16 protein-coding genes are annotated in these 14,791 nt (G+C 73.3%); 7 read left to right on the top strand and 9 right to left on the bottom strand.

Features of this window, described 5'->3' with window-relative positions:
* From ACH4F6_RS12445 to ACH4F6_RS12435, 3 genes are all read right to left on the bottom strand, one after another.
* Entirely contained in the window at positions 1–711 is a 711-nt protein-coding gene (locus tag ACH4F6_RS12445) for a copper homeostasis protein CutC (protein ID WP_397959978.1), read from the bottom strand.
* A 128-nt stretch (positions 712–839) separates the two neighbouring features.
* Positions 840–1,520: a maleylpyruvate isomerase family mycothiol-dependent enzyme gene (locus ACH4F6_RS12440; protein WP_397959977.1), complete on the bottom strand. Its 681-nt coding sequence runs from the start codon at positions 1,518–1,520 to the stop codon at positions 840–842.
* Positions 1,521–1,600: 80 nt separating this feature from the next.
* A complete protein-coding gene (locus ACH4F6_RS12435; RefSeq protein WP_397959976.1) occupies positions 1,601–2,503 on the bottom strand; it encodes a DUF3800 domain-containing protein in 903 nt (300 codons plus the stop codon).
* Positions 2,504–2,805: 302 nt separating this feature from the next.
* On the opposite strand from ACH4F6_RS12435, the gene ACH4F6_RS12430 reads away from it, so the two are divergent.
* Positions 2,806–3,450, top strand: a complete 645-nt coding sequence (locus tag ACH4F6_RS12430) for a hypothetical protein (protein ID WP_397959975.1) — start codon at positions 2,806–2,808, stop codon at positions 3,448–3,450.
* 194 nt (positions 3,451–3,644) lie between these two features.
* Positions 3,645–4,424: a hypothetical protein gene (locus ACH4F6_RS12425; protein ID WP_397959974.1), complete on the top strand. Its 780-nt coding sequence runs from the start codon at positions 3,645–3,647 to the stop codon at positions 4,422–4,424.
* Positions 4,425–4,478: 54 nt separating this feature from the next.
* Here ACH4F6_RS12425 and ACH4F6_RS12420 read toward each other — a convergent pair whose 3' ends face one another.
* Entirely contained in the window at positions 4,479–4,763 is a 285-nt protein-coding gene (locus ACH4F6_RS12420) for a DUF4031 domain-containing protein (protein ID WP_397959973.1), read from the bottom strand.
* A 10-nt stretch (positions 4,764–4,773) separates the two neighbouring features.
* The gene (locus tag ACH4F6_RS12415; RefSeq protein WP_397959972.1) at positions 4,774–5,169 is read right to left on the bottom strand and encodes a hypothetical protein; all 396 of its coding nucleotides are present in this window, start codon (positions 5,167–5,169) and stop codon (positions 4,774–4,776) included.
* A 55-nt stretch (positions 5,170–5,224) separates the two neighbouring features.
* Here ACH4F6_RS12415 and ACH4F6_RS12410 point away from each other — a divergent pair, with 55 nt between their 5' ends.
* From ACH4F6_RS12410 to ACH4F6_RS12395, 4 genes are all read left to right on the top strand, one after another.
* Complete coding sequence (locus ACH4F6_RS12410; protein WP_397959971.1) at positions 5,225–6,133, top strand: MurR/RpiR family transcriptional regulator; 909 nt, start codon at positions 5,225–5,227, stop codon at positions 6,131–6,133.
* Between the two features lie 141 nt (positions 6,134–6,274).
* On the top strand, positions 6,275–7,210 hold the full coding sequence (murQ, locus tag ACH4F6_RS12405; protein ID WP_397959970.1) for an N-acetylmuramic acid 6-phosphate etherase: 936 nt from the start codon (positions 6,275–6,277) through the stop codon (positions 7,208–7,210).
* Positions 7,211–7,226: 16 nt separating this feature from the next.
* Positions 7,227–8,699 carry a PTS transporter subunit EIIC gene (locus ACH4F6_RS12400; protein ID WP_397959969.1) on the top strand — a complete coding sequence of 491 codons (1,473 nt, stop codon included), beginning with the start codon at positions 7,227–7,229 and terminating at the stop codon, positions 8,697–8,699.
* A 114-nt stretch (positions 8,700–8,813) separates the two neighbouring features.
* Complete coding sequence (locus ACH4F6_RS12395; RefSeq protein ID WP_397959968.1) at positions 8,814–9,383, top strand: hypothetical protein; 570 nt, start codon at positions 8,814–8,816, stop codon at positions 9,381–9,383.
* A gap of 66 nt (positions 9,384–9,449) precedes the next feature.
* Here the strand turns inward: ACH4F6_RS12395 and ACH4F6_RS12390 are convergent, their stop codons facing one another.
* Complete coding sequence (locus tag ACH4F6_RS12390) at positions 9,450–10,577, bottom strand: NADH:flavin oxidoreductase (protein ID WP_397959967.1); 1,128 nt, start codon at positions 10,575–10,577, stop codon at positions 9,450–9,452.
* 334 nt (positions 10,578–10,911) lie between these two features.
* Here ACH4F6_RS12390 and ACH4F6_RS12385 point away from each other — a divergent pair, with 334 nt between their 5' ends.
* Positions 10,912–11,784: a glycerophosphodiester phosphodiesterase gene (locus ACH4F6_RS12385; protein ID WP_397959966.1), complete on the top strand. Its 873-nt coding sequence runs from the start codon at positions 10,912–10,914 to the stop codon at positions 11,782–11,784.
* A gap of 109 nt (positions 11,785–11,893) precedes the next feature.
* Here ACH4F6_RS12385 and groL read toward each other — a convergent pair whose 3' ends face one another.
* The 3 genes from groL to ACH4F6_RS12370 form a co-directional block, all read right to left on the bottom strand.
* On the bottom strand, positions 11,894–13,516 hold the full coding sequence (gene groL / locus ACH4F6_RS12380; protein WP_365459967.1) for a chaperonin GroEL: 1,623 nt from the start codon (positions 13,514–13,516) through the stop codon (positions 11,894–11,896).
* A 313-nt stretch (positions 13,517–13,829) separates the two neighbouring features.
* On the bottom strand, positions 13,830–14,033 hold the full coding sequence (locus ACH4F6_RS12375; RefSeq protein WP_004986573.1) for a cold-shock protein: 204 nt from the start codon (positions 14,031–14,033) through the stop codon (positions 13,830–13,832).
* A gap of 453 nt (positions 14,034–14,486) precedes the next feature.
* The gene (locus ACH4F6_RS12370) at positions 14,487–14,762 is read right to left on the bottom strand and encodes a MoaD/ThiS family protein (RefSeq protein WP_397959965.1); all 276 of its coding nucleotides are present in this window, start codon (positions 14,760–14,762) and stop codon (positions 14,487–14,489) included.
* Between the last annotated feature and the right edge of the window lie 29 nt (positions 14,763–14,791).

Raw genomic sequence — 14,791 nt, 5'->3', positions numbered from 1 at the left:
TCACGGTCGGTCGCCGTGTCCGTCGCCGTCCACCGCCGCGCGCCACTGCGCGACGGCCCGCGCCGAGACGGGCCCGTCCCAGCCGTCCGGCCTGGCCGCCCCTCCGATGTGGAAGCCGTCGAGGCCCGCCTCCAGCAGCGGGGGCACGTGCTCCAGGCGCAGACCACCGCCCACCAGCAGCTGCTGCTCGTAGCCGGGCTCGCCGCGTCGGCCCGCCTCGGCGCACAGCGTGGGGAGCCCGTCGTCGACGCCGGCGGCGGAGCCGGCCGTGAGGTAGGTGTCGAGGCCGGGCAGCCCGTCGAGCTGCTTGCGCAGGGCGTCCCGGTCGGCGGCACGGTCGATCGCGCGGTGGAAGGTCCACCGGCAGCCGTCCAGCTCGCCGACGATCCGCTCGACCGCGTCGAGGTCCACCCCGCCGTCCGCGGCGAGGAACCCGAGCACGAACTCCTCCGCCCCGGCCGCGCGCATCTCGCACGCGGCGCCCACCAGCCGGTCGACGTCGCCCGCCGCGAACCCGTCCGCCAGCCGCAGCATCACCCGCAGCGGGAGGTCGACGGCCCCGCGGATCCCGGCGACGGTGGCGGCCGACGGGGTGAGCCCGTCGGCCGCCATGTCGGTGACCAGCTCGAGGCGGTCCGCACCTCCCGCCTGGGCGGCGACCGCGTCCTCGGTGTCGAGGGCGATCACCTCCAGGACTGCACGCTTGCTCATGGGGCCCCATTCATCGGCGTTCGTCGGCGTTCACCGGCATCGGCGACGGCTCTACAGGTCTAGTCCAATCCCAGCCTACGCCCGCGCCCCCGGGATCCGCGCCCCCACGGTCGCGTCCGGGCCCCGCCTCACCCGCCGAAGATGTTCAGCTCCGCCGCCTCCGCCCCGGCCAGCTCGTACCCGGCGCCGTCCACCGGCCGCCCCGCGTACAGCCGCACGAGCGTCGGCCCGTCCCCGATGTAGCGCGCCGGGGGCCGTTCCCCCGAGGCGTCGCCCAGCCGCAGCGGTTCGTCGGCGTCGTCGAGGTCGGCGTGCAGCGGCAGGTGGCCCTTCAGGGCGGTGACCTGGGCCAGCAGGGCGAGCGCGTGCGGCAGCCCCGCGCCCGCGTACGCGCCCGGCTCGCCGAGCGCCTCGCGCACGTCCCCGGCGTGCACCCACTCCCCCAGCGCGAGCACGTCCAGCGCCCCGCCCGCCTTCGCGATCACCGGCCCGGCCCCGGTCATCCCGCGCTCCAGCTCGTCGAGGACCCGGGCGTTCGTCCAGTCGGCCCGCTCGGCGATGTCCCGGTCGTTGGACCCGGGCGAGAACACCCCCTCCTCGAACCGGCGCTCCAGGACCCGGGTGAACGCGGCCGAGCAGTGCGCCAGCACGTCCCGCACCGTCCACCCCGGACACGCCGCCACCGGCAGCGCGAAGTCGGCCCCGTCCCGCCCCCGCAGCAGCGGGATCAGCGCGTCCCGCTCGACGGCCAGCAGCCGCCCGGGCAGTTCGGGGTCACGTACGTTCTGCACATCCGCAGGAGTCGTCATGGACACCACGCTAGTGCGGAGGAGGGCCCCTCGGCCCGGAACACGTCCTGGGGGGAGGAGGCGCCTCCCCGCCGGGTTCCCTACACCGTGCTCGGCAGTCCCCCGCCGTCCGCCTGCTGCGCGGGGATGACCGCCCCGGGAACGGTCCTCCCCGCTCCGAACATCAGGCTCGACGGCCGCGCGGTCCGCCGGTCGGACACCACGATCCCGCCGCGCCACTTGCCCGCCGGGTCCCGGTACCGGAACTGGAGCTTCTTCAGCCGCTCCCCGAACTCCTCCCTCAGCGGGCGGTACGCGTCGTCGCAGTGCACGTTCCACGTCACGTCGCCCAGGTAGGCGTGACAGGCGATGGGGAACAGCAGGGAGGAGACGACGAGGTCCGCGAGCTGGAGCAGCGTGTGGGTGTCGCTGTGCCCGAAGACCGGCGACTCGATGACGCCCTTGAGGAGGTCGCCGCCCGCGCGGTACTTGCGCGTCGTGACGCAGTGCACGTTCGGCGCGTTCTTGGACTTGGTCCGGCTGTCGAGGACCATGACGCCCCGCGCATGACAGTCCAGCAGCTGGGCCTGGAAGGTCTCGGTGAGGCTCCCCACCGAGGTGCTGTACACGCCGGTCTCGTCGAAGGCGCGGCCCTCCTGCTTCACCCACACGCGGGCCAGGAGGCGTGCGTCGCAGCGCTCCAGCAGGCCGAGGACCGAGTCCACGAGGTGTATCGCCGCCCGGCGCCGGTCCCGGTTCCCGACGCGGACGTCCTTGCGGACGTCGGAGCCCTTGATCTCCGTGCGGACCACCTCGGAGAGGTGCGGGGCGCGGAGCAGCTGCGGCCGGTACTTCTTCTTGACGCCGAGGAAGTCCCAGGTCAACCGCTTGATGTGGGAGTCGTGGACGGTGAAGCCACCGACGACGAGGACCGGCGGGGCGTCCGGTCTGGCGGGGCCGAGCGTCTGGCCGTTGCCCGCCTCGTCGATGTAGCACAGGTACAACGATCCCTCCGGAAAACACTCGGGCCGCTCCCGAAGGAGCGGCCCCAGGACCTGGTGCAGCCATATGCACCACGCTGTGTTTGCTACCGCCGATACTGCCAAATCCGACGGAAGCGGGTCAAGCCGAATGTCACGCTGCGTTGACGCGCCTTCTCTTTCGGTGAGCGCGGCGTGCGGGGGGCGAGGACGGCGGACCGGGCGGCGGGACCAGCGCGAAGGCGCCCCGGCCGGTGTTCCCGGAGTCGCCCGGAGCGGGCTCCCGCGGAGCCACGGAACGGGCGCGCACCGGCGAGAATGGCGGCATGGCCGACACCGAAGCCCTGCGTGCCCGTTTCGTCCGCGCCCTGGAAGGGGCCCGCGGCTCCGGGGACGGTCCCGACCCCGTTCTCTACGCCGACGACCTCCTCGCCCGCTGGCGCGAACCGCAGCGGCACTACCACACGCTCACGCACCTCACCGCGGTCCTGGACCACGTCGACGCCCTGGCGGAGTACGCCGACGACCCGGACGCCGTCCGGCTGGCCGCCTGGTTCCACGACGCGGTCTACCTGCCCGACCGCTCCGAGAACGAGGAGCGCTCCGCCCGCCTCGCCGAACGCGCCCTGCCCGAGGCCGGCCTCCCCGACGCGAGGACCGCCGAGGTCGCCCGGCTGGTCCGGCTCACCGTCACCCACGACCCCGCCGACGACGACCGCGACGGCCAGGTCCTGTGCGACGCCGACCTCGCGATCCTGGCCGCGCCGCCGTCCGCGTACGCCGCGTACACGGCCGCGGTCCGCGAGGAGTACCACTTCGTCCCGAACGAGGCCTTCCGCGAGGGCCGGGCCGACGTGCTGCGGCAACTCCTCGCCCTGCCGCGCCTGTTCCGTACGCCGTACGGACGGGAGCACTGGGAGGCCACGGCGCGCTACAACCTGCGCGGCGAACTGGACCTGCTGACGGCGTGACCGCACCGCCCGGCGAACCCCTGGCCAAAGCGAGGAGCGGTACGCGCATGCGCCGCTCCGCCCCCCTCGACCTGGCGTAGGCGGAGCCGATCTTCACCGTTTCGCCTCGCCCGCCCCCCGCGTCCTTCCGAATAATATCCGACACGACCGCGCCGCGCGCGGGCCGTGTACGCCGGGGGAAGCGGGGGAGCGTCATGAGCACCGATCCGTCCACGCCGCCGACGCCGGACCCCGACCACACCTGGGCCCGGCGGGGCGTGCGCTGGACCATCGTCAGCCTGGTGATCAGCACGGTGATCGCCCTGGTCAGCCTGTACGTGCAGGCATCGCAGTCCTCGGACGACACCTCGGAGTCGGACACCACGTCCAGCAGCGGCGAGGTCGTCGGCGCGGGCGGCACGGAGGGCACCGGCGACGACCCGTCCCCCACGCCCGACGACGACACGTCGGACAGCCCCGCGCCGGACCCCGACCCCTCCACCGAGGACACCTCCGGCACCACGGACACGACCGGCACGAGCGACGGCCTCACCGGCGCCGAGCACACCCTGCGCGACTCGCTCAACGCCGGCCAGTGGTCCCGCGACAGCTGCACGCGCGCCCTGTGGCCCGGCTCGGACGCCGCCCTGTTCTGCACGGTGACCACCACCGACGACTACGGCATCGCGCACACCGGCAAGGCGAGCGTGGTGGCGTACGCGACGAAGAGCGCCCGGGACGCCGTCTTCCAGCAGTACGCCTCCCGCGTGCAGACGGGCGACTGCGAGACGCAGACCAACGTGTACGGCAGCTGGGCCGAGAACGGCAGTCCGGACGAGGCCGCCGGCGACGTGGTCTGCTACGTGGCGACCTCGGGGCAGTACGTCTTCCTGTGCAGTTACTACGACCGTCCCGCGCTCGTGCAGATCGCCGGCCCCGACCGGGCGGGCCTCACCGCCTGGTGGCACACGATGGAGCCGGTGTTCACCGGCTGACGCGGTCCGCCGCCGGCCGGCACCGTCCGGGAGCGCCGGCGGCACCGTCCGCGGTCAACGGCCGACGCCCTCCGCCCGTCCGCCGCGCTTGCGGCGGCGCAGTCCCGCCCCGTGCAGCAGCCGCACCACCTCCCGGCTGCTCACCTCGACCGCGCCGGCGAGCACCGCGTCCGCGTACCGGTGCGCCGGGAGGTCGTAGTGGTCCCGCTCGAAGGCCCGTCCGGGGACGCCCAACTCCTGGGCGAAGAGGTGCAGTTCGTCGTAGGAGACGTCGCTGACGAGGTGGGACCACATGCGTCCGTGCCCCGGCCACTGCGGCGGGTCGATGTAGATCGTCACGTGCGTCGCCTCACGAGGACGGCTCTGTGTCGGTCGCCGAGCCGAGCGCCCCCACCGCGGCGACCTTCACGCCCGCCTTGTGGCACACCCAGTGCGGATCGGGCCCGAGGTCCGGCTCGACGTCGAGGGCGTGCGGGTCGCCGGAGCGGCAGACCGGGCACAACGGCCAGCGCCCGTACCGCTCCAGCAGCGCGTCCTGCACGTCCTGCGCCACCAGCCCGGCGACGAAGGCGGCGCCGTCCGGCCACTGCTCGACCCACCACCGCCGCTGCGCCACGGAGTCCTCCACCAGGGACACCACGTCCGCCGCGGCCACCTCGCCCGCGGTCAGATCGGCGAGGACGAGGGCGCGCGCGGCGTGCAACGCCTGTTCCAGGGAGTTGACGGAGCTGCCGGAGGGATCCATGTCCCCATTGTGCGCACTCTTGACCCCGGGGCCGAGCTGAAAATATTTTTCACCCATGCCCCGGGACCTGAAGGAAACCTTCAGCGGCGCCGCGGCCCCGGCCCTCGCCGCCAAGGTCCGCACGCTCGCCCCGTCCATGACCCGTTCCGTGCAGCGCGTCGCCGAGGCCGTCGCGAGCGACCCCGCCGGCTGCGCCGCCCTCACCGTCACCGGCCTCGCCGAACGCACCGGCACCAGCGAGGCCACCGTCGTGCGCACCGCCCGGCTCCTCGGCTACCCCGGCTACCGCGACCTGCGCCTGGCCCTCGCCGGCCTCGCGGCCCAGCAGCAGTCCGGCCGCGCGCCCGTCCTCACCACCGACATCGCCGTCGACGACCCCCTCGCCGACGTCGTCGCCAAACTCGCCCACGACGAGCGGCAGACCCTCGCCGACACCGCCGCCGGCCTCGACATCGCCCAACTCGCGGCGGTCGTCGACGCGGTGGCCGCCGCCCGCCGCACCGACGTCTACGGCATCGGCGCGTCCGGCCTGGTCGCCCAGGACCTCGTCCAGAAGCTGCTGCGGATCGGGCTCGTCGCCCACGCCCACGGCGACCCGCACCTCGCCGTGACGAACGCCGTGCAACTGCGGGCGGGCGACGTCGCCGTGGCCGTCACGCACTCCGGGTCGACCGGGGACGTCATCGAGCCGCTGCGGGTGGCGTTCGAGCGGGGCGCGACGACCGTCGCGGTCACCGGGCGGCCGGGCGGGGCGGTCGCGCAGTACGCGGACCACGTGCTGACGACGTCCACGGCGCGGGAGAGCGAGCTGCGGCCGGCGGCGATGTCGTCGCGGACGGGACAGCTGCTGGTGGTGGACTGCCTGTTCGTGGGGGTGGCGCAGCGGACGTACGAGACGGCGGCGCCCGCGCTGGCTGCGAGCTACGAGGCGTTGGCCCACCGGCACCGCACCGGTAGGCCGTAGGGCTGATCGTCCGTCGGTGACCGCGGGCAGGGCGTGGCTGGTCGCGCCCGCGCGGCGCCGCCGCGTATCGATGGAGTCCCGCGCCCCTTCATGCATGCTGCACCGCCCCCGTTCCGAAGGCACCGGAGAAAGCCGCTTCCCATGACTTCCGCCTCCCGCCCCGATCGTCTCCTCTCCCAGCTCTCCTCCCTCACCACCGAGGCCTTCCGGCCCGAGCTCGCCGAGATCGACCGGTTGCCCACGATCGAGATCGCCCGGCTGATGAACGGCGAGGACGCGGGCGTCCCCCGGGCCGTGGCCGGGGTGCTGCCGCAGATCGCGGCCGTCGTCGACGCCGTCACCGAACGGATGGCGCGGGGCGGACGGCTGATCTACGCCGGGGCGGGCACGGCCGGCCGGCTCGGCGTCCTCGACGCCTCCGAGTGCCCGCCCACCTTCAGCACCGCCCCCGGGCAGGTCGTCGGGGTCATCGCGGGCGGGCCGGAGGCCATGACCAGCTCGGTCGAGGGCGCCGAGGACTCGCGGGAGCTGGCCCGGGCCGATCTCGCCCGGCTCGCGCCGACCCCCGACGACACGGTGGTCGGCGTCTCCGCCTCGGGGCGCACCCCGTACGCGCTCGGCGCCGTGGAGTACGCCCGCTCGCGCGGCGCGCTGACCGTCGGCCTGGCCTGCAACGCCGGCAGTGCGCTGGCGGCGGCCGCCGAGCACGGCATCGAGGTCGTCGTGGGTCCGGAGCTGCTCACCGGGTCCACCCGGCTCAAGGCGGGCACGGCCCAGAAGCTGGTGCTCAACATGCTGTCGACGATCACGATGATCCGGCTGGGCAAGACGTACGGGAACCTGATGGTCGACGTCCGCGCCTCCAACGAGAAGCTGCGCGCCCGCTCGCGGCGGATCCTGTCCCTCGCGACGGGCGCGGGCGACGCCGAGATCGAGGACGCCCTCGCGGCCACCGGCGGCGAGGTGAAACCCGCGGTCCTGGTGCTGCTCGCGGGGGTGGACGGGCCGACGGCCACCCGCCTTCTGGAGGAGTCCGGCGGCCGTCTGCGTGCCGCGCTCGCCGCGGCGCGCCCCTGAGCCGCACGCTCGGGGGGTGACTGTTGATCCCCTTGCCACGGCCGGCGCGCTCCTCCCCCTGGTCGGCGGTCCCGCGAACGTCGTCTCCGTCGCCCACTGCATGACCCGGCTGCGGCTGGGCCTGGCCGACGCGTCCCGGGTGGACGAGGACGCGCTGCGGGCGCTGCCCGGTGTGCTCGGGGTGGTGGTGGCCGACGGCACGTACCAGGTGGTGCTCGGGCCGGGCGTGGTGACGAGGGTGACGGCCGCGTTCGAGGAACTCGCGGGCCGGTCGCCGGCCGGCGGGGACCCGGCGGCGCGGGAAGCGGGACAGCCGGCTCCACGGGGAACGGCCGCGGAACTGGCCGCGCGGGGAGCGGCGTTGAAGGAGGAGCGGCGGCGGCGCAACGCCACGCCGGTCAGGACCGCCCTCCGCCGCGTCGCCGCCGTCTTCGTCCCCCTCATCCCCGCCCTCATCGGCTGCGGCGTCCTCGCCGGCGTGAACGGCCTGCTGGTCAACGCCGGTCTGCTGCCGTGGCTGACGCCCGCGCTGGCCGCCGTCGCCTCCGGCTTCATGGCGCTGATCGCCGTCTTCGTCGGGCACAACACGGCCCGGGAGTTCGGCGGCACGCCGGTGCTGGGCGGCGCCGTCGCGGCGGTCGTCGTGTACCCGGGCGTCGCGAAGGTCACCGCGTTCGGGGTGACGCTCGCCCCGGGCCAGGGCGGGGTCCTCGGCGCGCTGGCGGCCGCGCTGCTGGCGACGTACGTGGAGCGGTGGTGCCGCGGCCGGGTCCCGGACGCCCTGGACGTCCTGCTGACCCCGACCCTGACCGTCCTGGTCGCGGGCCTCGCCACGCTGTACGGCCTCATGTACGCGGCCGGCGCGGTGTCCTCCGCCGTCGGCACGGCCGCGAACCTGCTGCTCGAGACGACGGGCGCGTTCGCCGGGCTCGTCCTCGGCGGCCTGTTCCTGCCGCTCGTGATGCTGGGCCTGCACCAGGCCCTCATCCCGATCCACACCACCCTCATCGAACAGCAGGGGTACACCGTGCTGCTCCCGATCCTGGCCATGGCGGGCGCGGGCCAGGTCGGCGCGTCCCTCGCGGTCTACGTGCGTCTGCGGCACGACGCGTCGCTGCGGACGACGATCAGGTCGGCGCTCCCGGCGGGCCTGCTGGGCGTGGGCGAGCCGCTGATCTACGGCGTCTCCCTCCCCCTGGGCCGGCCCTTCCTCACGGCCTGCGCGGGCGGGGCGGCCGGCGGGGCCTTCGTCGGCTTCTTCGCGATGCTCGGCGACCGGGTGGGGGCCACGGCCATCGGCCCGTCCGGCTGGGCCCTGTTCCCCCTGCTCGCCGGGGACCGGGGCTGGGGGACCCTGCTCGCGGTCTACGCGGGCGGCCTGCTGACGGGCTACGCGGTCGGCTTCGCCGTGACGTACGCGGTCGGCGTCCCCGCCCGCGCGGCGGCGCCGGCCGCGGCGCGGAGCGACGGCGGGGCGCCGCCGGCGTGATGCGCCGCACCCTCCGGGGCGGCCGCGCTGTCCGTGGCGTGTGCGACGGTGGTGTCGTGGGGGTCCGGCACCCCACGGTCACGGAAAGCACGCAGCAGGACGGAGACGCCCGCCATGAACCACGCCCAGCTCACCCACCTGGGTCGTGCCCTGCGCCTCCTCGGTGAGCACGGCGAGGCCCTCACCGCGGACACCCCCGACGCCAGGCTCCAGGAGGTCAGGGCCGACCTGCGGCGGGCCCTGGAACTGCTGGACGAGAGCGGCGTGGGCACCGCCCCGGCGACCCGCTGCGCGGAACATCCGAACGGCCCGGTCGACGAGGCCGCCCCCGACCGCTGCCTGCTGTGCGAGACCCGGCGCCGGGCGGCCCGCCGCGCCGAGTTCAACGGCCCCGCCCCGCAGGGCCGGGCCCCCGCCTCCGCCCCCTCGCGCTACGGCACCCGCGCCGACCGCCCGCAGCCCCAGCAGCGCTGGCTCCCGGAGCTGTGGAACGGCCAGGAGTGGCAGCTGTGCGGCACCCCCCGCCGGGACCGCCGGGAGGCCGAGCTGTACCTCGCCGCCCTGCGCCGCGGCCCCCGTCCCGCCATGGCCTACCGCCTGGTCCACGAGTTCACCGACTACGAGGTCCTGCGCATATGGGGCACCCCCGTACGGGTCGACATCGAGCCCCTCGGCAACCTCTAGCGGCCGCCCCGGGGGGCCGGGAGACGGAAGGCGCTCGTCTCCCGGACCCACCGGGCGTGTCGACGGTCAGCTGAGGGTCTTCAAGGCGGACGCGTCGTACGGCTTCAGCTCGTCGAACCGGCCGGCGAGGACCTTCGCCGCCCACTGCGGGTCCTGGAGCAGGGCGCGGCCCACCGCCACCAGGTCGAACTCGTCGCGCTCCAGGCGGTCGAGGAGGTCGTCGAGGCCCCTGACCGGGGAACCCTCGCCCGCGAAGCCTCGGATGAAGTCGCCGTCGAGGCCGATGGAGCCGACGGTGATGGCCTGCTTGCCGGTGAGCTTCTTGGTCCAGCCCGCGAGGTTGAGGTCGGAGCCGTCGAACTCGGGCAGCCAGTAGCGGCGGGTGGAGGCGTGGAAGGCGTCGACGCCGGCGGCGGCCAGCGGGGCCAGGATCGCCTCCAGCTCCTGCGGGGTCTCGGCGAGCCGGGCGTCGTAGGCCTCCTGCTTCCACTGCGAGTAGCGGAAGACGACCGGGAACTCCGGCGAGACGGTCTCGCGGACGGCGGCGACGATCTCGGCGCCGAACTTCGTGCGGGCCACGGGGTCACCGCCGTAGGCGTCCGTGCGCCGGTTGGTGTGCGCCCACAGGAACTGGTCGACGAGGTAGCCGTGGGCGCCGTGGATCTCGACGCCGTCGAAGCCGATGCGCTCGGCGGCGGCCGCCGCCTCGGCGAACGCGCCGATGACGTCGTCCAGGTCGCGCCGGGTCATCGCCTTGCCGGTGGCCTCGGTGCCGTCGACGCGGATGCCGGAGGGGCCGACGGCCGGGGCGTCCGCGAAGGGCGGCTCGCCCTGGTTGCGGACCATGCCGATGTGCCACAGCTGCGGCACGATCGTCCCGCCCGCCGCGTGCACCGCCTCGGCGACCTTCGCCCAGCCGGCCAGCTGCTCCGCACCGTGGAACCGGGGCACGCGGTCGCTCTGCCCCGCGGACTCGTGACCGACGTACGTCCCCTCGGTGACGATCAGCCCCACGCCGGCGGCGGCGCGGCGGGAGTAGTACGAGACCACGTCCTCGCCGGGGACGCCGCCCGGGGAGAACATGCGCGTCATCGGGGCCATCGCGATGCGGTTCGGGACGGTCAGGCCGTTGATCGAGACCGGCCGGGACAGGATCTCGGCGGCGCGGGTCGGAGTCGGCGGGACGAGGCTCACGTGGGGCTCCTCACGGTGGGGGGTCCGGGCGGTATGTGCACACGCATCGAATGCCTGCGGACCGTTCAACCGCCCCGTCCGCCGCGGTCATTCCGCCCCCGCCCGCCCCGCCCTGTGATCCCGCCCACGTCCACTCCGGGCGCCCGCGCCCCGCGCACCCCCAACTCCCCTGCGGTTCCACGGTCGTTCGCCGTCCGTTCAGCGAAGTTTCCCCCGTTGTTCCCCATATTCTCCGCGTCTTCCCGCATGGACCAGCACCGGTGGGCACGCGCGCGCCGACCGCCCAAAGCTCGTGGTGCACCTCACCGAAAAACCCCGGAAAGGCGCCACACCCATGCTCAGACGCACCTGTGTCACGACGTCCGCCGCCCTCGCCCTGTCGGTGGCGGCGCTCGCCCCCGCGGCCCGCGCGGAGCCCGCCGCCCCGCTCGTCATCGGCCATCGCGGAGCCGCCGGACTGGCCCCCGAGAACACCCTGGAAGCCGTCGAACGGGCCCACCGGGCGGGCACCTCCTGGGTGGAGGCGGACGTGCAGCGCAGCAAGGACGGGGTGCTCGTCCTCATGCACGACCAGGACCTGGCGCGCACGACCGACGCCGAGGAGGTCTTCCCGCGCCGGGCGCCCTGGAAGGTGGGCGACTTCACCTACGCGGAACTGAACAGACTGCGCGCCGGAGCCTCCCCCCGGTGGAAGGGCTCCCGGTACGAGACGGCCCGCGTCCCCACCCTCGGGCAGCTCCTCGACCGGCTCGACCGCACCGGCCAGGGCCTGCTCCTGGAACTGAAGTGGCCGGGCGGCCACCCCGGCGTCGTCCGGGACACGCTGCGGGTCCTGGGCCGCAAGGGCTGGCTGGACGCCCACCACGTCCACCACCGGCTGTACGTGATCAGCTTCCTGCCCGCCGCCCTGAGATCCGTCCGCGAGGAGCGGCCGGACATCAGGCTCGGCATCTGCGACGAGCGGGTGTCACCCGGCGAGCTGGCGTCGTACGCGCGGTTCGCCGACTCGGTCAACCCCGAACACACGGCCACCACCGGCGACTTCGTGCGCCGCGCCCACGCCCTCGAGGGCCCGCACGGCACGCCCCTGAAGGTGTGGCCGTACACGGTGAACACCGCCGGCCAGGCACGCCGCCTCCGCGACCTGCGCGTGGACGGCTTCACCACCGACGTCCCGGACGCGATGCGGCGCGCTCTCGGGCGCTGACCGCGTGACACGGCCCGCGCGCACGGGAGAACGCCCGAGGGCGGCACCCCCTGCCGGAACAGGGAGTGCCGCCCTCGGTACCGCGGACGCGTCCGATCCTCGAAGAGGATCAGAAGTCCATGTCACCGCCCGGCATGCCGCCGCCGGCCGGGGCAGCGGCCTTCTCCGGCTTGTCGGCGATGACGGCCTCGGTGGTGAGGAACAGCGCGGCGATCGACGCGGCGTTCTGCAGCGCGGAGCGCGTCACCTTGGCCGGGTCGATGATGCCCTCGGCGACCAGGTCGACGTACTCGCCGGTCGCGGCGTTCAGGCCGTGGCCCGGGGTCAGGTTGCGCACCTTCTCCACCACGACGCCGCCCTCGAGGCCGGCGTTGACCGCGATCTGCTTCAGCGGGGCCTCGAGCGCCAGCTTGACGGCGGCGGCACCGGTGGCCTCGTCGCCCTCGAGCTCCAGCTTCTCGAACACCTGGGAGGCCTGGAGCAGGGCCACGCCGCCACCGGCGACGATGCCCTCCTCGACGGCCGCCTTCGCGTTGCGGACGGCGTCCTCGATGCGGTGCTTGCGCTCCTTGAGCTCGACCTCGGTGGCGGCACCGGCCTTGATGACGGCCACGCCGCCCGCGAGCTTGGCCAGGCGCTCCTGGAGCTTCTCGCGGTCGTAGTCGGAGTCGCTGTTCTCGATCTCGGCGCGGATCTGGTTCACGCGGCCCGCGACCTGCTCCGAGGAGCCGGCGCCGTCGACGATGGTGGTCTCGTCCTTGGTGATGACGACCTTGCGGGCCTTGCCGAGCAGGTCGAGGGTCGTGTTCTCGAGCTTGAGACCGACCTCCTCGGAGATGACCTCGCCGCCGGTGAGGATGGCGATGTCGTTCAGCATGGCCTTGCGGCGGTCGCCGAAGCCCGGGGCCTTGACCGCGACGGACTTGAAGGTGCCGCGGATCTTGTTGACGACCAGGGTCGACAGGGCCTCGCCCTCGACGTCCTCGGCGATGATCAGCAGCGGCTTGCCCGACTGCATGACCTTCTCCAGGAGCGGGAGCAGGTCCTTGACGTTGGAGATCTTGGAGTTGGCGATCAGGATGTACGGGTCGTCGAGGACGGCCTCCATACGCTCCATGTCGGTGGCGAAGTACGCCGAGATGTAGCCCTTGTCGAAGCGCATGCCCTCGGTGAGCTCCAGCTCCAGACCGAAGGTCTGGGACTCCTCGACGGTGATGACGCCTTCCTTGCCGACCTTGTCCATGGCCTCGGCGATCAGCTCGCCGATCTGGGTGTCGGCGGCGGAGATGGAGGCCGTGGAGGCGATCTGCTCCTTGGTCTCGACGTCCTTCGCCTGCTCGAGCAGGGCGGCGGAGACGGCCTCGACGGCCTTCTCGATACCGCGCTTCAGGGCCATCGGGTTGGCGCCGGCGGCTACGTTGCGCAGGCCCTCCTTGACCAGGGCCTGGGCGAGGACGGTCGCGGTGGTCGTACCGTCACCGGCGACGTCGTCCGTCTTCTTGGCGACTTCCTTGACCAGCTCGGCGCCGATCTTCTCGTACGGGTCCTCGAGCTCGATCTCCTTGGCGATGGAGACACCATCGTTGGTGATCGTGGGGGCGCCCCACTTCTTCTCGAGGACGACGTTGCGGCCCTTGGGGCCGAGCGTCACCTTCACGGCGTCCGCGAGCTGGTTCATGCCGCGCTCGAGGCCGCGCCGCGCCTCCTCGTCGAACGCGATGATCTTGGCCATGTGAAGTGGTCCCTCCAGGACTGGGGGTGATTCCTTCGGACCGCGCCCGCGCCCGCGACGGACGGCTCGCCGGCCTGTGGTTCCTTGCCCCACCTGGCCTGCGGGCCTCACCGACCCGGTCCTTCTTTGTCACTCTCACCTTCAGAGTGCTAACGCAATGATTAGCACTCGGGCACCTCGAGTGCAAGGCGCACCCGCGAAGCGGGTCGGCCGGGGAGGCGGCCGGACGGCGGGCGCGGGCGGGCGGGCAGGGCGAAGGGCCCGCACCCTGCGCCGGGTGCGGGCCCTTCGTGGACGTGGCGTTGCTGAACGTTCAGGCGGTGACGCGAACCATGTCGGCCTGCGGGCCTTTCTGACCCTGCGAGATCTCGAACTCGACCCGCTGGCCCTCTTCCAGGGTGCGGTAGCCGTCCATCTGAATCGCGCTGTAGTGGACGAAGACGTCCGCACCACCGTCGACCGCGATGAAGCCGTACCCCTTCTCCGCGTTGAACCACTTGACGGTGCCCTGAGCCATGCCTAACTCCCCTATTACTGGCCCTTGCACAGATCCACACTTCGCGGATCCGGGTCAGACCTCACCCCCCAGACTGGTTGGGGGCGTGCGCCGGAACGCGTCGACCGCGGCTGAATGTATCTGTCCAACTGCCGTCTGCAACAGGTCGATCGGACGAGAATTCTGGACGTGGGCGGCCCGAAATATGGCGAGAATTCCCCCGCACTCAGGGCAAGTCGGGCCTCACATAGGGAACGAAAGGCGCAAAACAGCTGCACACTTTGGCTACTTCTCACCGCACGCGAAGCCGGAACTCCTCTGCGTTCGGCGTGCGAATGGCGGCGAGTTCCCCAACTGTACCGCGCTCAACCACACTGAATTGCCCCCTCCGCTTCTCTCACGGAGGGGGCAATTCGATGAACGCACGGTCATCGCTCTTACCGACGGTTACTACCGGCGGGTACCGACCGGGGATCAGCCACCGGCGACGGCGGGGATGATCGAGACGCCGGCGCCGGCGGGGGTCGCCGTCTCCAGCCCCTGCTCGAACCGCACGTCGTCGTCGTTCACGTACACGTTGACGAACCGTCGGAGCTTGCCCTGGTCGTCCAGGACGCGCGCGGCGATGCCGGTGTGGTTCTTCTCCAGGTCCTCGATGACCTCGGCGAGGGTCGCCCCCTCGGCGGACACCTCGGCCTGGCCGCCGGTGTAGGTGCGCAGGATGGTGGGGATGCGGACGGTGACGCTCATGTGCTGCTGACCTCCGGTCAGGTGATTCG

The organism is Streptomyces sp. NPDC017936, assembly GCF_044328485.1.
Taxonomy (GTDB): domain Bacteria; phylum Actinomycetota; class Actinomycetes; order Streptomycetales; family Streptomycetaceae; genus Streptomyces.
This window is presented reverse-complemented; position numbering and strand designations above follow the sequence as displayed.